Origin of the sequence: Hymenobacter sp. APR13 (assembly GCF_000737515.1) — a bacterium.
Taxonomy (GTDB): Bacteria; Bacteroidota; Bacteroidia; order Cytophagales; family Hymenobacteraceae; genus Hymenobacter.
On sequence record NZ_CP006587.1, the window covers coordinates 357,817 to 380,313 of the forward strand.

General features: G+C 63.0%; 17 protein-coding genes. 8 read left to right on the top strand and 9 right to left on the bottom strand.

The features are described from left to right. Positions 1-69: 69 nt before the first annotated feature. From N008_RS01455 to N008_RS21190, 8 genes are all read left to right on the top strand, one after another. Entirely contained in the window at positions 70-1,158 is a 1,089-nt protein-coding gene (locus tag N008_RS01455; RefSeq protein ID WP_044013206.1) for a hypothetical protein, read from the top strand. A gap of 90 nt (positions 1,159-1,248) precedes the next feature. After that, the gene (locus N008_RS01460) at positions 1,249-2,787 is read left to right on the top strand and encodes a lipopolysaccharide biosynthesis protein (RefSeq protein WP_044013208.1); all 1,539 of its coding nucleotides are present in this window, start codon (positions 1,249-1,251) and stop codon (positions 2,785-2,787) included. A gap of 102 nt (positions 2,788-2,889) precedes the next feature. Continuing rightward, positions 2,890-4,134 (top strand): glycosyltransferase family 4 protein, encoded by a 1,245-nt coding sequence (locus N008_RS01465; RefSeq protein WP_044013210.1) that lies wholly within the window; start codon positions 2,890-2,892, stop codon positions 4,132-4,134. Beyond that, on the top strand, positions 4,131-5,378 hold the full coding sequence (locus tag N008_RS01470; protein WP_044013212.1) for an O-antigen ligase family protein: 1,248 nt from the start codon (positions 4,131-4,133) through the stop codon (positions 5,376-5,378). The genes N008_RS01465 and N008_RS01470 overlap by 4 nt, the downstream gene beginning before the upstream one ends. A gap of 79 nt (positions 5,379-5,457) precedes the next feature. Next, positions 5,458-6,420: a hypothetical protein gene (locus N008_RS01475; RefSeq protein ID WP_052381071.1), complete on the top strand. Its 963-nt coding sequence runs from the start codon at positions 5,458-5,460 to the stop codon at positions 6,418-6,420. A gap of 37 nt (positions 6,421-6,457) precedes the next feature. Beyond that, complete coding sequence (locus tag N008_RS01480; protein ID WP_044013214.1) at positions 6,458-7,456, top strand: glycosyltransferase family 2 protein; 999 nt, start codon at positions 6,458-6,460, stop codon at positions 7,454-7,456. Between the two features lie 44 nt (positions 7,457-7,500). Then, positions 7,501-8,340: a glycosyltransferase family 2 protein gene (locus N008_RS01485; protein WP_044013216.1), complete on the top strand. Its 840-nt coding sequence runs from the start codon at positions 7,501-7,503 to the stop codon at positions 8,338-8,340. A 603-nt stretch (positions 8,341-8,943) separates the two neighbouring features. After that, positions 8,944-11,193, top strand: coding sequence for an Ig-like domain-containing protein (locus N008_RS21190; protein WP_197062925.1), 2,250 nt, complete (start codon positions 8,944-8,946; stop codon positions 11,191-11,193). Positions 11,194-11,294: 101 nt separating this feature from the next. On the opposite strand, the gene N008_RS01495 is transcribed toward N008_RS21190, so the two are convergent. The 9 genes from N008_RS01495 to rfbF form a co-directional block, all read right to left on the bottom strand. Beyond that, the gene (locus tag N008_RS01495) at positions 11,295-12,497 is read right to left on the bottom strand and encodes a glycosyltransferase family 4 protein (protein ID WP_081910546.1); all 1,203 of its coding nucleotides are present in this window, start codon (positions 12,495-12,497) and stop codon (positions 11,295-11,297) included. Between the two features lie 249 nt (positions 12,498-12,746). Further along, on the bottom strand, positions 12,747-13,976 hold the full coding sequence (locus tag N008_RS01500; protein ID WP_052381073.1) for a glycosyltransferase: 1,230 nt from the start codon (positions 13,974-13,976) through the stop codon (positions 12,747-12,749). 64 nt (positions 13,977-14,040) lie between these two features. Beyond that, complete coding sequence (locus N008_RS01505; protein ID WP_197062926.1) at positions 14,041-15,423, bottom strand: glutamate-1-semialdehyde 2,1-aminomutase; 1,383 nt, start codon at positions 15,421-15,423, stop codon at positions 14,041-14,043. An 18-nt stretch (positions 15,424-15,441) separates the two neighbouring features. After that, on the bottom strand, positions 15,442-16,800 hold the full coding sequence (locus N008_RS01510) for a DUF4910 domain-containing protein (protein WP_231569764.1): 1,359 nt from the start codon (positions 16,798-16,800) through the stop codon (positions 15,442-15,444). A gap of 96 nt (positions 16,801-16,896) precedes the next feature. After that, positions 16,897-18,162 carry a class I SAM-dependent methyltransferase gene (locus N008_RS01515; protein WP_044013221.1) on the bottom strand — a complete coding sequence of 422 codons (1,266 nt, stop codon included), beginning with the start codon at positions 18,160-18,162 and terminating at the stop codon, positions 16,897-16,899. A gap of 133 nt (positions 18,163-18,295) precedes the next feature. Next, positions 18,296-19,639, bottom strand: coding sequence for an NAD(P)H-dependent oxidoreductase (locus tag N008_RS01520; protein WP_044013223.1), 1,344 nt, complete (start codon positions 19,637-19,639; stop codon positions 18,296-18,298). A 96-nt stretch (positions 19,640-19,735) separates the two neighbouring features. Further along, entirely contained in the window at positions 19,736-20,290 is a 555-nt protein-coding gene (rfbC, locus tag N008_RS01525) for a dTDP-4-dehydrorhamnose 3,5-epimerase (protein WP_044013225.1), read from the bottom strand. A 61-nt stretch (positions 20,291-20,351) separates the two neighbouring features. After that, positions 20,352-21,434 carry an NAD-dependent epimerase/dehydratase family protein gene (locus tag N008_RS01530; protein ID WP_044013227.1) on the bottom strand — a complete coding sequence of 361 codons (1,083 nt, stop codon included), beginning with the start codon at positions 21,432-21,434 and terminating at the stop codon, positions 20,352-20,354. 129 nt (positions 21,435-21,563) lie between these two features. Further along, complete coding sequence (gene rfbF / locus N008_RS01535; protein WP_081910549.1) at positions 21,564-22,457, bottom strand: glucose-1-phosphate cytidylyltransferase; 894 nt, start codon at positions 22,455-22,457, stop codon at positions 21,564-21,566. Positions 22,458-22,497 lie beyond the last annotated feature (40 nt).

The following is a 22,497-nucleotide window of genomic DNA, read 5'->3' on the forward strand; positions in this document are numbered from 1 at the left end:
GTCCTGAACCTGCACCACGCGTAGGCCGGTCACAACTCCCCTCCTTTTCATCTCTCTCCCTCCAGCCTCATGGCCATCGTAACGAGCCTTTGCGTGGACACCGCCGGTATTCCGGCCTCGGTGTATCCGCAACTCCTTGATGTGGGCGCGCACGAACGGCGCCGAGTGTACTGGCAGTGTACGGTGGTGTTCTTTGCGACCTCCGTACGCTGCAACCCCGGCGTGACGCACCTGTTTTACACCAACGATGAAGCGCCCGCCTACTGGGAGGGCACCGATTACCGGGCGTTTCTGCTAAAGCTGGGGGTGCAGATCCGGCCGTTGGCGTTCGAGGAGTTTTGCCCGCCGCCGGCCTTCGGCACCGAGTTTCGCAATGCCTTCTACAAGCTGGAAGTTTTGCGTGAACTGGCCCGGCCGGAGGCAGAAGCCGGCAGTATCCTGCTCGACTCCGACTGCGTCTGGACGCGGCCGGTGCCGGCCCTGCTAGAGCTGCTTCGCCAGCCTGACACCCTGCTGCTACTCGATGCCGAACCCGACACCGGCCCCGACACCAAAGTGCACGGCCTCAGCCGCCGCGACATCGGCCATCTGTACCGGCAGCTTGACCCTGCCTATCCGGTAGCGGTGCCGCGCCACTACGGCGGCGAGCTGCTGGGCGGCAGCCGCCAGCGCCTCGCCGAGGTTGCCGCCGAGCTGCAGGCATTCTGGACGATGGTGCTGCGCGACTACCCCACGGCGGCGCCCCGCTTTGCCAGCGGCCGCAGCCTCTTCGATGGCGACGAGTACCTGACCAGCTTCGTGTACAACCGCTTGGTGCGGCCGGGGACGGATGCCAGCCCGTTCATTCGGCGCATCTGGACTTCGTACCGCAAAACCGACGTGCGCGCCACCGATATACAGCTGCCCATCTGGCATCTGCCCAACGAGAAAAACCAGGGGTTGCCCATTTTATGCCGCCGGGTGCTGGACCTACACAGCGCCTTCTGGCACACCGCTCCTACCGAACTAGCCGCGTACCTGGGCCGCTTTCTGGGCGTTCCGCGGCCGCTGTGGCACCCGCAGCGCCTGCTGATCCTGGCCCGGAAGCTGCCCCGGGTGTTGGTGGTGCTGCGGCGGCTTCTGTCGCCGCAACCCCGCCTGACGCTTAGCCCTGGCTAGGCGCGTAGTTGCGCTCTGTTTCCAATTAGTGTTGTCCGCCGCTCCTGCCTCCCGTTGTCTTCTGCGCAGCCCGTTGCTTTTGCTTCTGCTATGCCTGCTGTTTCTACGTCTGCCATTCCGGCCAGCACCCTTCGCGGACTGCGCTGGAGCCTGATTGCTACCGGCCTGATTGCCGTGCTGCAATTCGTGTATTCCGGGATTATGTCCCGCCTGCTCACTCCGGCCGACTTTGGGCTGATGGGCATGGCCATGGTCGTTATCAGCTTCGGGGGCTACTTTGCCCACATGGGGCTGGAGCAGGCGCTCATTCAGCGGGCCACGCTGGAGCCGGTGCACATCCGGGCCACGTCTACCGTAGCCATCGGGCTGGGCATCCTGGTTACTAGCCTGATGTGGGGGCTGGCGCCGCTGGCGACACTACTTTTCAAGGAGCCGGGAGTGGTGAGCGTGCTGCGCGGCATGTCGCTCACGTTTGTGGTAAACAGCCTTGGCGCCACGTCGCAGAGCCTGCTGCGCCGCCGTATGGCCTTTGATCTGCTGGCCCGCATAGAGCTGGGCGCCTTTCTGGTGGGGTATGGCGTGGTAGGCCTGGGCATGGCCTGGGCGGGCTGGGGCATCTGGAGTCTGGTAGGCGCCACGCTCTGCAACCTGCTGGTAAAGGCCGTAGCGGCCTGGTTGTGCGTGCGGCACAGCCTGCGCCCGCCGTTGCGCTGGGCCCACTATCAGCCCCTGGTCAATTTTGGCGGAGCGGTATCGGTGGTGAGCTTGCTGGAATACGTGGGCGCCAACCTGGACCGGCTCAGCATCGGGCGGCTGCTGGGCACGTACACGCTGGGGCTCTACAACCGCACCTTCTTTCTGGTACAGCTGCCGCTGTACCAATTTACCGACAGCATTTCGCGGGTGATGCTGCCCTCCTACAGCAGCCTGCAGCACGACCTCCCGCGCCTACGCCCGCTCTACCTCACCTCCCTCAGCCTGTCGGCGTGGGTGATGCTGCCGATGGCAGCCGGCATGGCTACCGCCGCCGACCCGCTGGTGCGGGTGGTGCTGGGGTCCCAGTGGGGCGCCGCCGTACCGTTGCTGGGGCCGCTGGCCCTGATGGTAGGCGCCCACCTGCTTACCATCTACAGCGGCTCACTCTGCGAGTCGTTGGGCAAGCTCCGGTTCAAGGTGTGGCTGCAGCTGGGCTTTATTGCCGGGCTGGGGGCCGGGCTGCTGCTGACGGCACCCTACGGGTTGCGGGCCATGGCCCTGACGGTGCTGCTGGCGGAGCTGCTGCGCCACGGCGCCTACCAGTTTGCCATCCATCGCTACCTGCATATTCCAGCGGCCGACTTATGGGGGGCTTACTGGCCGGCGCTCTGCACGGCGCTGGTGCTGGCCCTGGTGCTGGGCACCGCGCAAACTGGCCTGGCGCGCCTGCAGGTAGCCGCGCTGCCGCAGCTGATGCTGCTGATGGCGCTGGGAGTAGCCGCGCTGGTGGGCCAGCTGGCTATGCCCTGGAACCGCACGGTCCGGCTCTCGCTCTACCGCGAAGTGGACGCCCACCTCGGCAGCGGCCAGTTGCGCGACTGGCTGCTGGCCCTCTTGAACCCCTCAACTGCTGTACTTGGCAGCAAGCAATAGCCTGACTACCCAACCTGAATACCGCGCTATCTGACAGCTATTTATACCGAAACCCTACCGTCCTGCTGCCACCTATTGCTTCACTTCAGGCTTTCTCGCACCATGAAAATCGGTTTGGCCACTCCCATTGATATTGAAGTGCTGAGTCCGCACCTCAACCTGGCGGCCGGCACTGTGCTGCCGCAGGGCCTGGGCGGCAGCGCGACTACCCCCCTGGTGCAGGGCTTGCTGGCCGCCGGCCATACGGTATCGGTGTACACGCTGGGCCACAATATTTCAGATCCAGTGATACTGCGCGGCCCGCACCTGACCGTGTACGTGGGCAATTTCCGGCCTCGCGCCCGGCAGCACTGCCCCGACCTATTTGCCGCTGAAGCCGCGCTTGTCCACCAGTTCATTGACCTCGATGAGCCCGATATCGTGCACGCACACTGGGCTTACGAGTTTACCCGCGGTGCTCTGGCCAGCGGGCGGCCTCACCTTATCACCCTCCACGACAATCCGTGGAAGGTGCTGCGCTACCAGCCCGACTTGTACCGGGTAGTGCGGCTGGTGCTTAAGCTCTGGATGCTGCACCGAGGCCGCAATTTTTCGGCTGTGTCACCGTATCTGGTGGAGGCGCTGCGCAGCCGCACCCGGAAGCCGGTGCTGGTGCCCAATGCCGTGCTGCCGGCCCCTGGCGGCGTGCGCGCCTTCCCGAATGGGCCGCGGCGACGCATCATATCCATCATTACGGGCTGGTCGGAGCTGAAAAACGTTGCCACGGCACTGCGCGCGTTCCAGACGGTGCGGCATCAGCTGGGGCCCGGCCTCGAGTACTGGCTATATGGCCCCGATTATGGCCAAAATGAAGCAGCCCAGCAGTGGGCGCTATCCGAGGGCCTGGCAGAAGGCGTGCATTTCGGCGGCTGCCTGCTCCACGAGGAGCTGCTACAATGCCTGCCCGATTTCGATTTGCTGCTGCATCCTTCCCGGGAAGAATCGTTTGGCCTGACGCTGGTGGAAGCCATGCAGGCCGGCCTGCCCGTGGTGGCCGGCCGCCACTCGGGCGCTGTGCCCTGGGTGCTGGAGCAAGGCCGCTGCGGAGTGCTCACCGATATCAACTCGCCAACCGCCATTGCGGAAGCCTTACAGGAGCTACTTACGCAACCGGCCCGCTACGAGGAGTTGAGCGCCCGGGGAGTAAACCGGGTGGCCAAGCACTTCTCCCAGGCCGCCGTGACGGCAGCCTACGAGCGGCTCTATGCGCAGGTGCTCGGCTACCCGCCCAGTGCGCTTACCTCTGACCACGAAGGCTGGCCGTCGCCGGCCCAACGCTGTTCCCTTCCCTTGCTTGAGCTGCCATGAAAATCAGTCTACGCTATTGCTACATCGTGGGCATGCTGGTGCTGCTGCTCTCCGACCCGCTGTTTTCAGACCTGCTCACCGGCCACGCCCCCGAAGAAGACCTGGGCCCACATCCGGCCCATACCTTCACGCTGGTTTACACCCGCTTGTTCGCCCTGCTGTCGGTGGTGCTTAGCGTGCTCTATTACCGGTACCTACACGGCATGGCCCGGGGAATTTTCTGGGCCACAGTAGTAGCCACGGCGCTGCTGGCAGCAGAGTCCTACTGGTTCTACGACACGCCTATGGTGTATCCGCACGTGTTTCAGAAGCTGCTGATTCTGTTTGCCATTCCGGCCTTCTATGGCTTCTATGCGCGGGTGGGCCGCATCACACTCGCCGACCTTATTCCGCTGATCTGGGTGGCCCTGGCACTGAATCTGGTGCTGGTCAACTCCGATGTACTAAGCCTGGGGGCCTTCCTGGCCCACAACCGGGGGCTGTATGCCTCTTCGGCTTACCTGCTGATGCTGCCGCTGCTGTATCATTTCAACGAGTACCTGGCCGGCCGCCAGACGCGCCATCTGCTGCTGTTTTTTCTGGCTGCACTGGCCATCTTTTTCTTTCAACACCGCACAGTATGGGTCACCTCCGCGTTGGCGCTGGTTCTGAATGTGGTGCTGGTGACCCGCGCGGCTCCCCGCCGGCTGGGTGGCGCGGCCGGGCCCTTGCTTCTGGGCATTCCACTGCTGGCGGTGTCGCTGGCGGCTTCCTTCATTTTGGTGTCGTATCCGGAGGTGCTTGATAAGCTGGCCGCCAACTTCTCCGACATCGAAAACCACAGCACCCAGGGCACCGGGTCGTGGCGGGTGCTACAGTTCGAATCCTACTGGCCATTTGTGGAAGAACACCCGATACTGGGTATGCGCCTGGCAGGGTTTGAGCTGCCGGTGCAGTTCTACAACCCCGAAAGCAATCAGCCTTTCTTCGAGGATGGGCACGGCCACAACCTGCACAGCTTTTACCTCGAAACGCTCTTCTACTTCGGAGGCGTAGGACTGGTGTTGTTTGTGCTGCCTCACCTCGCCGTGATGCGCCAGCTGCTACAGCGCGTGCCCGTGGCACCCGAAGCCTTGACCTGGGCCGTGCTCATCGTCACGAACCTGGTATATGCCTACTCCTACTGCCTGCCGTCGTTTTTTCTACGGCTTCATCGGGTTTGGGCTGCTGCGTATCCGGCAACTGACGCCAGCGCCGCCGCCTAGCCTGCGCCCGAATACGCCACAGCAGCCTGCCACCCCAGCCCCGGCCACGCCGGCCCGCCTGCCTTTTCCTGTCTGAGCCATGCTGACTTCCGCTGCCCCTTCTGTTCGCCCTGCCCAGGCCGCGCCGCCACGGGCTGCGGTGCTGTTTATCGTCTTCAACCGGCCCGACGTGACGCTGCAGGTACTGGCCGCCATCCGGGCAGCAAAGCCGCCCCGCCTCTACGTGGCCGCCGATGGCCCGCGGGCCCAGCGCCCCACCGAAGCGGCCAGCTGCGCCACCCTACGCCAGCAGGTGCTGGCCGCTATCGACTGGCCTTGCACCGTGACTACGCTGTTTCGGGACGAGAACCTGGGGTGCCGCCGCGCTGTAAGTGAAGCCATCAACTGGTTTTTCGAGCACGAAGAATGCGGCATTATCCTGGAAGATGACTGCCTGCCACACGCCAGCTTCTTCCCCTACTGCGAAGAGCTGTTGCAGCGCTACGCCCACGATACCCGCGTGCTGCACATCAGCGGCAGCAATCTGCTGCGGGGCTGGCACCGCGACCCGGACTATTCCTACTTCTTCTCCCAGTATGTAGGCATCTGGGGGTGGGCCACCTGGCGCCGGGCCTGGCAGCTCTACAATGTAGCTACGCCGCAACTGCCGGAACTGGAGCGCAAAAACTATTTCTGGCGGCGCTTTTTCCACCAGTTGGAGCAGCGCATGGCCCTGCAGCCGCTCTGGGCCACGCACCGCGGCCAGCTTGATACCTGGGACTACCAATGGGCTTACACGCTGCTCAGCCAGTCGGGCCTGAGTATCACGCCGGGCGTCAATCTGATTGGCAACATTGGTTTTGGCGGCCAGGCCACCCACACCCACAATGTAGCGCACCCCTGGGCCAACCTGCCCACCCAGCCGATGCCGCTGCCACTGCGGCACCCGGCCTTTATGATGCGCGATACGCTTTCCGACTACCGGCAGTGGCGCTCCACCCTCCGCGACAAGGCCGTGGCGCGGGTGCGCCAGCTAGCCGCCGTTTTTTCCGTGACCCTGTAAGCCTTTTCCCCTCTCCTACCTTCTATTCCACTTGGCTATGGCTGCTCTTCAACTCTCCATCATCGTGCCTACCTACAACCGCCTGCCTGACCTGCAGCGCGTACTGGGGCAGCTACAGCGCATGTCGCGCCCGGCGGGCCTGAGTCTGGAAATTCTGGTCAGCGACAATTCCACCGAGGACGACACGCAGCAATGGTTTGCGCGGGAGCAGCCGGCCGGTATGATCTATCACCGCAACGCCCAAAATCTGGGCCAGTACAACAACTGCAACCTGGCCATCCGGCGCGCCCAGGGCGAGTGGGTGCAGATTCTGCACGACGACGACGAAATCACGCCCGACTACCTGCATGCCCTGCAGCCCTACCTCACCGATCCTGACCTAGTGCTGGTTACCGGGCGCAGCATCTTCGTGGGTACCAATGCCGCCCAGGTGCAGCAGCAGCACGACCTGCGCTTGCAGCAGTTGAAGTTCACGTATCCGGCCCGGCTCAATGGGCGGCATCTGTTTACCCAGACTCTACAGCTGGGCTGCCCGTTCATCATCTCGCACTCGCTCATGCGCCGCCAAGCGGTGCTGGCGGCCGGCAGCTTCAAGGAGCAGCTGCGCTATACCGGCGACTTCGACCTGTGGCTGCGCATGATGATGCGCGGTGATTTTCAGGTAGTGGACGCCGTGATGGGCAACTATCACCTGCACCCTGGCAACCAGATTTCCACCCGCACCACGCGGTGGGCCATGTATATGGAAAGCTACTGCCATGCCCTGTACTACCTGGCCCCTTTGCAGCACTACGACCCCGCAGGCGCCGCGGCCTTCCGCCAGACCCTTTCCCGGGAAGTGCCCAAACTACGCTTCATTTCCGGGCAGCTGTTGCAAAACCGTAGCCTGAGCCGGCGCCTCGATACGTTGCTGCAGCGCCACAAGCTACTGGCCCGCACCACACCGGCCTCACTGCCCTATATGGTGCTCAATGCCCTGCCCGCCGAACTGGGCGGCCAGCTCTACCGGGGCCTGATGAATGCTCTGCCCGCCTGACAAGGCCAGTTGCTTTTCTCTTTGCTGTTTTAATGTAATGCCCTATGCTTTACATCGTCATTCCGGTTTTCAACCGCCTGGCTTACACCCGAGCCTGTCTTGATGCGCTGCGGCAGCAGACAGAACAGGCTTTTCGCACCATCATCGTAGACGACGGCTCTACCGACGGCACCGCCGCCGTGCTGGCCGCCGAGTACCCCGAAGCAACGGTGCTGCCGGGTACCGGCTCCCTGTTCTGGACCGCCGGCGTAAACCTGGGGTTGCAGCACGCCCTCGACCAGGGCGCCGACTGGCTGATGACCATGAACAACGACGTGGTGCCCTACCCCGACTTTGTGGCCCAAATGATGCAGGCGGCCAATAGCCGCCCACCGGCCCTGTATGGGGCTTTTGAGCTGGATGCCCGCACCCAGGAGCCCATCTACGCCGGCGGCTGGCTGAACTGGCGCACCGGCAGCTTCCGGCGCCTGCTCGACGAAGTGCCGGCCGACCAGCGCCGGGGCCAGCGCCCCACCGAGTACCTGCCCGGCCGTGGGCTGCTCATTCCACGGGTTGTGTTTGAGCGCATCGGGCTGTTTGCGGCCGAGCTGCTCCCTCACTACTATGCCGACTACGATTTCACGCATCAGGCCCGGCTGGCCGGGTTTGAGGTGTATCTGAACTTCGATGCGCGCCTGGGCACCTACCCTGACGAAAGCGGGGACCAGAAAAACCGGCAGCAACGGACGTTGCGCAACTATTACCAGCACTTGTTCAGCATCAGGGGCGGAGCCAACCTGCGGGATTTCACGCAGTTTGCCCGCCGCAACTGCCCCCCGCGCGACCTGCCGCTGTGCCTGCTGACCGGGTATTCGCGGCGGTTGGTGGGATACTTTCTAAGATAGGCTTCTTGCTGGCTGTGGCTGGCTGGCCTGCTCGCCGCTTATGCGCGGGAGGCAGACCAGCCTTTTTTCAGTCCAGTAGCTGGTATTATACAGCTTCTTACTAGTAGAGAAGCAAGGTTTTACTTTCATTTTCAGGTATTTACTACTGCAAGGCGGCCGGTTTTTGTACATGATTTTGTCCTGCCCGCGCAGAGTGTGGCGCGAGAAACAAAAGTTGAACCTCCGAATGGGTAGCGTCAATCTTTCCCAGCAATAATTCAACGCTGATAAAGCTTATCCTCCAAATTCCTATTTGGCAGAAAAATACTTCAACTATCATCGCGCAATAGTTCAATTACGGCAAAAGCAATTACTAGCACCATTCCTTAATCTATACATGATTTTTTTAATATGTGAACTTATATACACTATTCATATGTATGCTATTACTACATCTTTACGCGTCTTATCAGGCTGTTGCCTACAAGACGATATAAGTTTTCTTTCCTAACTTTGCCGTAGTCAAAACATCCTTTTCGTCCTTTCACCTCTTAAAAAGTGCAAATGCTGAAGAAAAAGAAATTTGGAGTGTCTGCTTATGTGCAGACCTATGTGTCGTTGGTTGTGTTACTCTTTTTCACCACGTTTTGCGCCCACGCTCAATCAGATGGCGGCCTGACCGGCCTTACGGCCAGCGGCCCTGTTACAATGGATGGCCAGAGTAACCGGGTAATTGAGAATCTGGTGATTACCAATTTCTCTGCCACACCAGCCATCAAGCTCACAAACTGCTCCAACATCACCATTCGTCGGGTGTCGCTCCGGAATGGCCAGAAGCTGGGCGTTGACCTCTACAACTGCTCGAATATCACCATCGAGGATTCGTACTTCGAGAACCTGATTGGTGGTATTTATGCCCAGAACGGCACGGGTGGGCTTGTGGTGCGCCACAACAACTTCAAGAACATGAACATGGCCGATGCCCGCGGGCAGTTCATCCAGTTCAACAATTGCACGGGTGCCGGCAACCTTATCGAGTACAACTACGGCTTGAACATTGCAGGCCAGAGCAACCCGGAAGATGCCATCAACATGTTCATGACCAGCGGTACGTCTAGCAGCCCGCTGCTCATTCGCAACAACTACATCAACGGCGGTGGCCCTAGCGCTTCGGGCGGTGGTATTCTGGTGGGCGACACCGGTGGGTCGTACTGCACGATTGAAAACAACGTGGTTATCAACCCCGGTCAGTATGGCATTGCCAACACCGGCGGCACTGGCAACAAGATCCTCAACAACGTAGTATTTGGCCGTCAGCAGAGCTTCACCAATGTGGGCATTTACCTGTGGGGCGGTCCACGTCTGGTAGAAAACTCTACCGTAACCGGCAACAAAGTAAACTGGGTGAACAGCGCTGGCCAGCAGAACCCCTTCTGGACGCTGAACACGCCTGGCTTGGTGGAGAACAACAACAGCTGGGGCGACCAGTCGATTACGGCCAGCTACCCGGCACCTGCCGGCGCCGGTATTCGTCTGAACGGTGGCAGCACGCCAACTCCCACTCCTACCCCGACGCCAACCCCCACTCCGACTCCGACCACTCCTCCGGTAACCCCGGTGGCCGGCACCGGCGCCCTCTACCGCGCCATTGACTTCAACGGCAGCGCCAGCAGCATTGATGGCAACAACTGGGAAGGTGACAACGCGCCAAACGTAACGCACAACGGCCAGCGCTTCAGCAACAACAATGTTGCCCTGAACCCTGCCACCGATGCGGCTCGCACGAGCATGATCCGCTCTTCGATCTATAGCAATGCGCTGCAACTGACGGTAGCAAACGTGCCCGCCGGCCAGTACGCCGTGTATGCATACGTTTGGGAAGACAACTTTGCGGGCGTCGTGAACCTGAACATACAGGGCCAGCGTGTCCTCAGCAACTTCAACACGGGCTCGGCCGGTAGCTGGCAGCGGGTTGGTCCGTTTGCCGCTACGGTAGGCACCAACGGCCAGCTGCAGCTTACCTCGTCGGGTGGCGACCTGAACCTGTCGGGTCTGGAAATCCGCACGACCAGCACGGCTCCGGCAGCCAACGTAGCTCCCCGCGCCCAGCTGGCCACTTCGGCTTCGACTGTGGCTGCCGGCGGCAGCGTAACGCTGACGGCCACGGCCTCGGACGCGGATGGTACCGTAAGCAAAGTGGAGTTCTTCCGGGGCACCACGAAGCTGGGCGAAGACCTCACTGCCCCATACACCTTCACTTGGAGCAATGTAACGGCTGGCTCGTACTCGCTCACGGCTAAGGCTACCGACAATGCCGGTGCCAGCGCTACCTCAGCCGCTGTGGCTCTTTCGGTAACGGCTCCGGCTCCTGCTGCGGCCACGTTCTACCGCGCTGTAAACGTAGGTGGCGCGGCCACTACCCTCGATGGCAAAGCCTGGGGAGCTGGCAACAGTGCTAACTTCTCCGTGGTATCCGGTAACCCATTCACGGCCAACAACGTGACCCTGACGCCCGCCACCGATGCTACCCGCGCTAGCGTAATCCGCTCTTCGGTGTGGAGCCGCAACCTGGACGTGCGCATGACGGCCGTCCCGAACGGCACCTACGAGGTGTACCTGTATGTGTGGGAAGACAACTTCGCCACCACCTACAACATGGCCATCAACGGCCAGACGGTTGCCTCGAACCGCAACAGCGGCGCGGCTGGCAGCTGGTCTAAGATTGGTCCGTTCGTAACCAGCGTCACCAACGGCACCATTGCGGTAACCTCTTCGGGCGGCGACGCTAACCTGTCGGGTATCGAAGTGCACACCCGCCCCGCTGCCCGCACGGCCAGCACCACTACCACCACTTCGACCGGCGCAGGCCAGTAAAAGCAACGTAGTACCTGCCCCCTTGGTGGCAGCACAAAGAAAACGCCCGGCCTGATGGTCGGGCGTTTTTTTTGCTGCCACCAACGGGGCAATTGTGTTGGCTACAGCAGATACTGGTCGGCCATGCGGGTGAGCGACTTTTTAGCGGAAAACTTCTTCCGGTAGAAGGCAAAGGCCTTATCCCGCCAGTCCTCCAGGCGTCCGTCCTGCTTCATGGCGTGCATTTCCAGTAGCGCCTCGTCAAACCGCTCCGTGTCGGGATTGATCCAGAAGCCATAGTTTTCAGTGGGGTTTTCCGGGCGGAAGTCGTTCATGCCCCAGCCCTGATACAGGATAACGGGCACCTTGCACGCAATGGCCTGCAGGATGACGTTGCCGAGCCCTTCCCAGTGCGAAGAGAAAATGAAGCCATCGGAAGCCCAGAACACCTTGGGCAGATAGTCAATGTAGTCGAGGAAGATGACGTGCTGCTCGATACCCAGCTTCTGCACGTAGGCGCGCTCCTGCGGCAGGTTTTCGCCGGTACCGCGGTGCAGAAATACCAGGTTAGGCAGCCGGTCTTTCACGCGGGCCACGGCATCGAAGATTTCGTTGTGGCACTTTTTGTCGTTGCAGGTGCCCACCGTAAGCACCACGAAGGCGTCCGGCGCAATGCCAATTTCCTGGCGCGCCGCCGCTGCCTGCTCGGGCGTGGGAGGCCGAAACTCGTTTTCATCAATCCAGTTGTAGACGATGGTGGTTGGGTTGCGGAAATGCTCCTTCTCCACCGTCTGCACCGACTCGCCAATGGCTACGTGGCGGACATCGAGCACGTGCGTGGCCAGCCAGCGGTGAAATGTGCGCTTCAGGCGCAGATACGGGCCGTACTGAAAGTATACGTCATGGTGCGTGTGCACAATGCGCGCCTTCGGGAAAGCCAGCCGAATGGCCAGGCAGTGCCAGATAAACAGGCCTTCCAGATGCAGGTGCACCACATCGGCCGGATGCTGGCGCAGGTACCGATACAGCTCAATGAACGACCCGACGTTGCGACGGGCCGGCAGATGCTCTACGGGGTATCCGGCCCGGGCAAGCGTGGGAGCGTACGGCCCAAACTCCGGTCCGCGGGCCAGAATAGCCCCTTGCAGCCCACGCGACTCAAAGTATTCCTTGGCATCATACACCATTACCTCGGCGCCGGAGTAGCGCAGCTCCCACAGAATGTGCAGCAGGCGGTGCGTGGGCTGTTGCCGGACGGTGGCAGGTGGCACAAGAACTTCAGGCTCAGATAGAACCGGAGCAGAAGGATACGTCAGGGTTTCCATGCGGACAGGGTTAGCAAAGCAGTGAAAATTCGGCAATAGCCTACGCCGGACGGTTCCGGCCTGAGCAGCACTTGATTTAAATTTAGTGGAAGCGTATTCAAATACACAAACTATTATTATATTTTTTATAAATATATTTTAATATTAAACCCTGAATATAAATGGAGCAAAAAAGCAACGACCCGGCGGCCTCACGCCCGGCGCCGGGCACGCTGAGTATTCAGCAACGATTGTTCAGCGGTGTGCATCTCACGCGTGCTCGTACTGCATGGGCTTGGCAACGGCTGGTAGCTCATCACGCGCTTCAGCTACGGCAGCCTGGTAGAGGGCAAGCAGCCACGCGTAGTTGACGGCGGGGGTATACAGCGTTTCGTAGCTGGCCCGGCCGGCAGCACCCAGGCGGGCCGCCAGCGCCTCATCCGCGAGCAACGCCTGCGCGGCCTGCGCCAGGCCTTCCGGGTCGCCGGGCTCAAACAGCAGCCCGTTGACACCCGGCTTAACCATTTCGCCCGGGCCGCCGCGCCGCGAGGCCAGCACCGGCGTACCGCTGGCGAAGGCCTCCAGCACCACCATCGGCATGCCTTCCACGCATTCCGATGGCATCACCAGGGCGCGGCAGTGGCGCATGGCCGCTGCCACCCCGGCCGCATCAGCCGGCCCCTGGTAGCGCACGGAAGGAGCCGCGGACGCGCACGCCTCCACCGCCGCCCGCAAAGGCCCATCCCCGACCACCACCAGCGGCAGCGCGTGCGTGGCGGCGGCAGCCAGCAGGGTTTGCAGGCCTTTTTCGGGCGAGAGCCGCCCTACAAACAGCAGGTGTCCGGCACGCTGACTGTTAGGTTGCGGCGCGCCCGGATCGGCAATGAAGTTGGGTTTGTACGCCACCTGCTCCGCCCGCAGCCCCAGCGACGAGTCGAGGATGCGGCGGCGGGCAAATTCCGTGAGCACTAGGTAGCGCGCCACGCCGGTTTGCCAGGTTCCCAGTAGCTTGTGCAGCCCGGTCTGGGCAGCCACCGCCGCGGTTTGCAGCCGCGAGTTGCGGTAGAGGCCCCGCCGCACAGCATCCCACGGAAACAGCTGGTGCACGCTTTTTTCATACACTTGCCCATCGGCGTAGAGCAGAGCCCCGGGGCAGATAAGGCGGTAGTTGTGCAGCGTCATGACCACGGGCACGCCGGCTTGGCGGGCGGCCCATAGCACTGCCGGCGAGGCCACCGGGAACAGGTTATGGATGTGGATGATATCGGGTTGAAAATCCTCGATGGCCTGCCGCAGCCGGCGCGCGCTGGCGGGGTTGTAGAACCCAAGCAGGCCCGCCTTCAGCTTGGCCCAGATGCCGGTTCCCAGCGCCTGGTTATGAAATTCCAGGGTTTCCACCGGATGGCCGTGCGCCCGCAGCAAATCCCGCTCGGCCCGGAACACGGCGTCTTCGCCGCCGGGCTGCTGGTAATAGTTGTGCAGGAGCAGAATGCGCAGCATTGGGTTGAAAGCAGTTTGAAAGCAGGAAACTCACTGGCACGAACAGGTGGCGTGAGCGTGACAGTCAGTTGCGGGAACGGTACACCGATTTCACCGGCTCGCCATCCAGATAGTGCTCCACACCGTCCTCCAGCGCCCGGCGGTACACGCCTAGCACCTCGTACAGCCGCTCCAGCACCTGGTTGATGATGGCCGGCGTATGGGAGTAGTTGACAATCAGAGACGGCATGAGCAGGCCGCGGCGCATGGTTTCCTGCAGAAATAAGGTCCGCAGGGCGGCCGAATGCTGGCCGTGGGCGTCGCGGGTGGTGTAGATGAGGCCACAGGGCTGGCCCACGGCCTGCACCTGGGCGGCTACGCCCTGCTCGTGGGCGGCCTGCTGCAGACCGGCGGCCAGCTGCCGACCCACCTGCCACAGGTGGTCTACCACGGGCTGGGTGCGGTATTCGTGCATCACGGCGCGGGCAGCAGCCAGGGCGTGGGTTTCGGCCCCGTAGGTGGTGGAAAGCAGAAACACCCGCTCCTGCGCGTGGTGCAGCCCGCCCAGCTCCATCAGCTCGCGCCGCCCGGTGAGGGCGGCCAAACTGAAGCCGTTGGCCAAGGCCTTGCCCCAGGTGCTCAGGTCGGGCCGGACGCCGTGGTAGCCCTGCGCCCCCTGGTTGTGCCAGCGGAAGCCGGTGATGATTTCATCGAACACGAGCACCGCGCCGTGCTGGTCGCAGAGGCGGCGCAGGCCGGCCAGGAAGCCCGGCGCCGGCGGCACGTCTTTTTCCACTTCCAGCAGCAGGCAGGCAATCTGGCCGGGGTGCGCCGCAAACAGGGCTTCGGCGCTGGCCAGGTCGTTGTAGCGGAAGCCCACGGTGAGGGCCTGCACCGCCCGCGGAATGCCGGCGGCCAGCGGCGTAGTGCCCATGAACCAGTCGTCGCAGGAAAAGAACGGGTGGTCGTGGCAGATAGCCACCAGGTCGCGGCCGGTGGCGGCGCGAGCCAGCTTGACGGCGGCGCTGGTGGCATCAGAGCCGTTTTTGGCAAACTTCACCATGTCGCCGGCCTGGGTGAAGTCCAGGAAGTCTTCGGCGGTTTCCAGCTCCAGCACGGCCGGCCGGCCGAAGTTCACGCCCAGCTCCAGCTGCCGGCGGGCGGCAGCCACCACCGGGGCGTAGGCATGGCCCAGCGTCACGGAGCGCAGCCCGGCCCCAAACTCGATGAACTCGTTGCCATCTAGGTCCCAGACCCGGCAGCCCTCCCCCCGCACAATGTACGGGGCCATGTGCTCTGGAAACTGGTCGTCGCCTTTGGCGTAGGTGTGCGCGCCCCCCGGAATAGCGGCATGAAAGCGGGCCTGCAGGGCCTGGGAGCCCGCAAAGCAGGGGCTGGCCTGGGCCTGAACAGGTGGCGGAGAAAGAAAGTCGGTTTCCATGAGCAGCGGTACGGAGTGAAAGGGCAAAACCATACGGGCAAGGTGCTAGGCGGCTGGCTCGGGTGAAGCCACGGCCAGCAAATCGGTGGCGGCCAGGGCCTGGGCGGCGCGGTGCAGCAGCTCAAAGGGCAGCCCCGACCGGGCCGCCACGTCCAGCAGCGGGGTGCGGCCATCAGACAAACTCAGCACCCACAGCAGGGCCATTTGCCAGTCGTGGCCCTCGGTGCCGCCGCCCACACCTTTGTAGAGGCCGCGGCGGCCCAGCTGGGGCTCGCCATAGGGCAGCAGGTTGCGGTAGCAGCGGTTCTGGTCGAGCGTCTGGCACAGGCGCAACACTAGCTCCAGCGACTCCTGCAGCTGGGCAGGCTGCACAAACTCCAGGTTGTCGGCCGAGGTGTGGTACTCGGCAAACTCGCCGAAGGGCGTGCGCGACAGGCAGCCCACAGGCAGGTTGAAACCCGGTGAGCAGTACTGCCGCTCGTCGTAGCCATAGGGCAGCCAGGGCCGGATTTCGGCGCCGGGGGCGTGGCGGGCCAGCATTAGCGCGGCGGCGGCATCTACCGCGGCGGCGCCTTGCCGGCTTTGCTTGTAGGTGAAGTGGCCCGGCCCGCCCAGCAGCGTGAGCACCAGCCCGTGCCGGATGCGGGCCACGGCCTCGGAGTTGCGCGCCAGCCACGTGATGCTGCCGATGGTGCCCGGCCCAAACACAAACCGGTAGGCGTAGCGCCGCTCGGGCAGCGCGGCCAACTGCCGGGCCAGCGCCACGGCCACCACCAGCCCCGAGAGGTTGTCGTTGGCCAACGACGGATGGCAGCAGTGACACGAGAGCAGCACCTCGCCAGCATCGGGTTCGGGCGCGGTGGCGGGCAGCAGCAGCTCGGCGTATGTGAGCGAGCCGGCGGCGTCCAGCATACTATCGATGCACACTTCGTAGTAGTCGTCCTGGAGCTGCAGCCGGTCGTGGTGGCGCAGGCAGAAGCCCCAGGCGGGCTGGTAGTAGCTGGTGCGGTACGGAATGAGGTCGGGCTGCCCGGGCAGCGAGTACAGATGCTCTTCCAGCTCCGGCCTGGAAAACCAGCCCCGCACCGGCGTGCTGTAGCCCAGCACGTGCAGGTTGTGCTGCGCGAAGTCGATAACCCGCTCCCCGGCCGCGTTTTTCACCCATGCTTCCCGGATGTTCCACTCGGCCGGCACCGTCCAGTCGAGCACGGGCGTGCCGCTGGGCACCTCGTGCACCTGCAGCGCCGGCAGATACTCGCGCACGATGGCCAGGGTTTCGCGCACGCCGTCGCCCGTAATGCTCCGGCAGATCGGGAACAGGCGGCGCAGCAGCGCATGCATATCCGGGCCCGAAGCCAGAGCAACGGGGGCCACGCAGGAAGCAGGTGCGGCAAGTGCAGACACGAGGGGTAGCGTGAGGCGTGAAGAAAATGGAAATGGGGAAGATTGCTCTGAAATTCAACTAAGTACTCGATACTTACATCTTCCTACTTACCTGCCCTATTCATAGACCTGCACCTCCGGGATGGGCACCACAAACTGGCCGCCCCATTCCCGGATGCCGCTCATCTGCTCCATGATTTCCTCGCGTAGGTTCCAGGGCAGCAGCAGCACGTAGTCGGGCCGGGTGCTGAAGATGCGGTCGGGGTGGCAGATGGGAATGCGGCTGCCGGGCAGGAAGTTGCCTTGCTTGTGCGGGCTCACATCGACGGTGTAATCGAGGAAGTCGGTGCGGATGCCGCAGTAGTTCAGCAGCGTGTTGCCCTTGCCGGGCGCCCCGTAGCCGACCACCGTTTTGCCGGCCCGCTTGGCGTCAATCAGGAATTCGAGCAGCTTGCGCTTGGTTTCCTTGGCTTTCTCCTCGAAGTCGGCGTAGTAGGCCAGCTCCGTGATGCCTAGCGCCAGCTCCTGCTCCCGCAGCTCCGCTACGTGCGCCGTCACGGGCCACGCCGCGGAAGTGGCGTGCCGGGCGTAGATGCGCAGCGAGCCGCCATGCGTGGGCAGCTCTTCTACATCAAACAGCGTGAGGCCGTGATGCGCGAAGATGCGCTCCACGGTGTAAAACGACAGGTAGCTGAAATGCTCGTGGTAGATGGTGTCGAACTGGTTGCCTTCCATCAGCCGCAGCAGGTGCGGAAACTCCATCGTAATGACGCCATCGGGCTTGAGCAGCAGCTGCATACCGGCCACGAAGTCGTTGATATCCGGCACGTGGGCCAGCACGTTGTTGCCCAGCAGCAGGTCGGCCTGGCCGGCGGTGGCCGCCACGTAGGCGGCGGTTTCGCGGCCGAAGAACTTGCCGAGCGTGTTGATGCCCTTGGCGCGGGCCACTTCGGCTACGTTGTGCGCGGGCTCCACGCCCAGCACTGGCACGCCCTTCTCCACAAAATACTGCAGCAGGTAGCCATCATTGGAGGCCACTTCCACCACCAGGCTGTCTTTGGTGAGGCTAAACCGCTCGGCGGCCATATCAGTATAGCGGCGGGCGTGGCGCAGCCAGGAGGCCGAGTAGGACGAGAAGTAGGCGTAGTCGTTCTGGAAAATCTGCTCGGAGGTCACAAACTCATCCAGCTGCACCAGAAAACACTCGCGGCACACCCGGGCATGCAGCGGATAGAAGGCCTCGGCCCGGTTGAAATCGTGGGGGCGCACGTGGTGCTGGCACAGCGGCGACGTGCCCAGGTTCACGAAGGTGACATCGAGGGGCGCCCCGCAGAAGCGGCAGGGGCTGGCAGGAGGCTCTACCGGGCTGGCGGCTTGCGCCACAGGTTCGCCAAGTGCAAATGCATCTGCCGAATAAAGCGGGGCCGGAGCCGCTGCGGTAGTCGGATATGCAGGTAGCTTCGTCATCATAGCAGTAGTGTGGAGTGAACGGAATACTTGGTAATTGGCCGCCGACTTACTGCATCACCGGGGGCGCGGCCAGCCCGGCTGGCTGGGGTACATGGGCGGAAAAATGGGCAGCCTGCTCGGCCCGCAGCTGATCAATAAGGCGGCCTTCCGGCAGCAGCACATCATCGTAGGTTAGCACTTGGTCGCGCTGGACGTCGTGGCGCAGCACGCAGCCTTCGGCCACGCCGATGGGCAGCAGGTTGTCGCGCTCCGTGACGTCGGCGTTTTCGGCCAGGCCGTAGGTGTGGTAGTGTCCGATGCCGTCGAGCGTCTGGCCCGCAAACAGGGCTACTTTGGCGGCCGTCACCACTTCCACCCGCATGGGACCGGCGGGTGCCAGGGCGGCATCCTGAAACAGCACGGCGCGGGCCACCGTGGTAGGCGTTTCGAAGTGGCACAGGTGGTAGGGCGTGTAGAAGCAGTACAGCGGCCCCGGCCCCAGCTTGTAGAGCTTGAGGTAATGCTGCTGCACGGCGTCATCAATAGTGCCCAGCACGAATACGCCCGGGCCGGGCTCGGCGCCCACCACGTAATCTACGAGGCCAGGGCCGCCGCCAAGCAGCAGCTCCTGCGGGTACCACTCGGCCGCTTTGTTGATGGGCGTACCGGGCTCCACGGTGGGGCCCAGCATGCCGCGCCGCGCCACGCGCATGTCCAGCGCGTTGGCAATGACGGCCTGCTCGAAGCTGATTTTACTGCCGTCGGCAAAGCTCGTAACCATGCTGGGGTTCTGGCCCCACTGTCGCGCAAAGCCTTCCTGGGTGGTGGGGTTGCGGTAGGGGTCGTGCAGGCCTTTGATGTTGCCGCACAGCACCGGCGTCACGCCCAGGCCCTTCACGAAGCGGGCCAGGTTGAGCGTCACGCCCGGCTGGTCGCCGTCCGACACGGAGTAGATAACCCCGGCCCGGTCGGCGTACACCTTCAGAATGGGCCCCACGGTGCCGTCGAGCTCGGCATTGAGCAGGATGATGTGCTTGCCGTGCCGGATGGCCTCTAGCACCACCTGCGCGCCATGCTCCACGGCACCCGTCACCTCAATAATGGCGTCGATGCCGGCCGCGCGGCTCAGCAGCAGCGCATCGTCGGTGATGGCAGGCTGGCCCAGCGCAATGCAGGCTTCCAGTTGCGCTACCGACGCTACTTCGCGCACGTCCGGCACGCCAGCTTCGGCATAGATGGCGCGGGCCCGGTCGGGCGTGCGGTTGGCAATGGCCACGAGCTCCATGCCGGGCACGTAGCGGCAGATCTGCCGGGCCACGCCCCGCGCCATAAAGCCGGCCCCCACCATGCCCACCCGAATCGGGTTGCCGTCGCGCTGCCGCTTTTCTAGGGCTTTATCAATGATGAGCATGCTTCTTGAATTAGTAATTGAGAATTAATAACCAGGAATTAAGGACAGCTGGAACCGAGCCAATAGCCCGGAACCCCCATTATTAATTCTTAATTACTAACTGTTTACCTCCTCCTGCACGCGCAGTTGGAAATCCGGATGGCGCTGGTCTTTCTCTGACACCAGATTGGGCTGAAAAGGCCACTGAATCCCGATGGCCGGGTCGTTCCAGCGCAGGCCCCGCTCGGCGCCCGGCGCATACTTGGCCGACACCTGGTAGCAGACGTCGGTGTTGTCGGTGAGGGTGAGGAAGCCGTGGGCGAAGCGTCCCGGCACGAACAGCATCCGAAACGAGTCGGCGGTCAGCTCCACACCCAGCCACTTGCCATAGGTTGGCGACTCTTCGCGCAGGTCCACTATCACGTCGTAGATGGCGCCGCGCGTGCAGCGCACCAGCTTGGTTTCCTCGTGCGGCGGCAGCTGGTAGTGCATGCCACGCAGGGTGCCGCGCCGGGGGTTGGAGGAGACGTTGGCCTGCAGCGGCGGCATCAGAATGCCGTGCGCCGCAAACTCGTCCTCGCACCAGGAGCGCGCGAAAAACCCACGCTCATCGGACATGCGCTCCACATCGATGATGAAAGCGCCTGGCAACTCGGTTTCAGTGAAAATCATACGGGAGTCCATTGGAGTGAGGAGAAACGGTGGGGTTTCGGACAGATGAGCGCAGGATTTGTCAGACCAGCAGGGCGGGGCCGGGCACCGCCGCCGGCAGCGCCCAGGTGAGGTCGTCGGTTAGCTCGCCGGAGTCGCGCAGGGCCGTGAGCACCCGCAGGCGCATCAGCTGGGACGTGCGGAACGAGGCGTCGCGGAAGTTCATGGCCAGCAGGCCGTCGCGGAGCTCGGCAATGGTATCGGGCAGCGTCCGCCGGGGCTGGTGGGCGGGCGCCAGGTCGCGGTAGAGGCTGAAGTCGACGCGGTAAGAGCGTTTGTCGGGCGGGGCGGCGGCGTTCAGGCTCACTTCGGTGCCCGGAATGCTCTCGGCAATGGCCTGGGCCAGGTCGCGCACCTGGTAGTTCCAGCTGTCGGCCCCGGTATTGATGGCGAGAAAGGTGCCGCCGTGGCTGGCCTCGCGGCCGATGGCCCACTCAATGGCCCGGGCCATGTCCTGCACATGAATCAGGGGGCGCCAGGGCGTACCGTCGCTAAGGATGCTGATGGTGCCCGAAGCCACGGCCCCGGCCACGAAGTCGTTGACCACCAGATCCAGCCGCAGCCGGTCGCTCCAGCCGCAGGCCGTGGCAAACCGCAGGCAGGTCACGCAGAAGTCGTCGTCGGCCAGCGGGTGCAAATCCTGCTCGCTGCGCACCTTAGAGCGGGCGTAGGCCGTCAGGGGGTTTACTTCGGAAGATTCGGTTTTGGCACCTTCGCCCCCGGCCCCGTAGATGCTACAGGAGCTGGCAAACACGAAAGCGCGCACGCCGGCCGCTTTGGCCCGCCGCGCCAGCCGGACGCCGGCCTCGTGGTTTACCTGCATGGTTACGTCCTCGTAGGTTTGGCCCATGGGGTCGTTGCTGATGGCGGCCAGGTGCACAATGGCATCCACGCCCTGCAGCACGTCCGCGGGCAGCTCGCGCACGTCGCCAAACAGCTGGCGGTCCAGCCGCGACTCCGGCAGGCGGGTGGCGCCAGTCAGGCAGTGCGCAAAAAAACCCATGTCGTAGCCAATCAGCTCCGCCTGGGGAAACTGGCGGCGCAGGTGCTGTACCACGCCGGGCCCTACGTAGCCCATGTTGCCGGTGATGAGGATGCGGTTCATTGCAGAAGGTGCAGAGGAAGAGAAATAGAGCAGAAAAGAGAGTTCAAGAGGCCAGGCACGGCCCTTTCAGCCCCTGTAGAGTAGGAGCCGACGGAAGGCAGACGGTGGGAATTGGGGGTCGGCAGCGGGTTAGCTGGCGGGCATTATGGTGGCCGCGGCCACGCGCTGGCCCTGCGGGGCCTGCACCGGGGCGGCCATTATTTCGGCCAGCACGGGGTCGGGAGCCAGCACAGGTGGCGCGGCATTGTCCCAGACTTTCCACTTGGCCTCATTTTTCTGCCAGAGCTCTTCCAGCATGTTCCGGTCGCGGAGCGTGTCCATGGGCTGCCAGAACCCGTTGTGGCGGAAAGCAGCCAGGCGGTTTTCGCGGGCCAGACGCTCCAAGGGCGCCTTTTCCCACATCGTGCTGTCGTCGTCGATGTAGTCCAGCACGCCGGGCTCCAGCACAAAGAAGCCACCGTTGATCCACGGCGTTTCGCCGCCTTCAGGCTTCTCGGTGAAGCTCTCGATTCGGTCGGCGCTGTCGTGCAGGTTGAAGACGCCAAAGCGCCCCGGCTGCCGTACGGCCGTGAGCGTAGCCAGCACGCCCTGCTCCTGGTGGTAGCGCACCGCCGCGCTGATGTCCACGTCCCCTACCCCGTCGCCGTAAGTGAGGCAGAAGGTGCTGTCGTCGAGGTACTCGCGCACCCGGCGCAGGCGGCCGCCGGTCATGGTTTCCTGGCCGGTATCCACCAGCGTCACGTTCCAGGGCTCGGTGTTGTTGCGGTGCACCTGCATTTCGTTGCGGTCCATCCGAAACGTCACGTCGGCGTTGTGTAGGAAGTAGTCGGAGAAGTACTGCTTGATCATATGGCCCTTGTAGCCGCAGCAGATTACGAAGTCGCGGATGCCATGATGCGCGTAGATCTTCATAATGTGCCACAGAATAGGTTTTCCACCTATTTCTACCATCGGCTTTGGGCGCACCCCGCTTTCTTCGCTGATGCGGGTGCCATAGCCCCCCGCCAGAATTACCGCTTTCATGACTGCAACAGGTTAAGGAACAGGTGATAGTCCGAGAAAA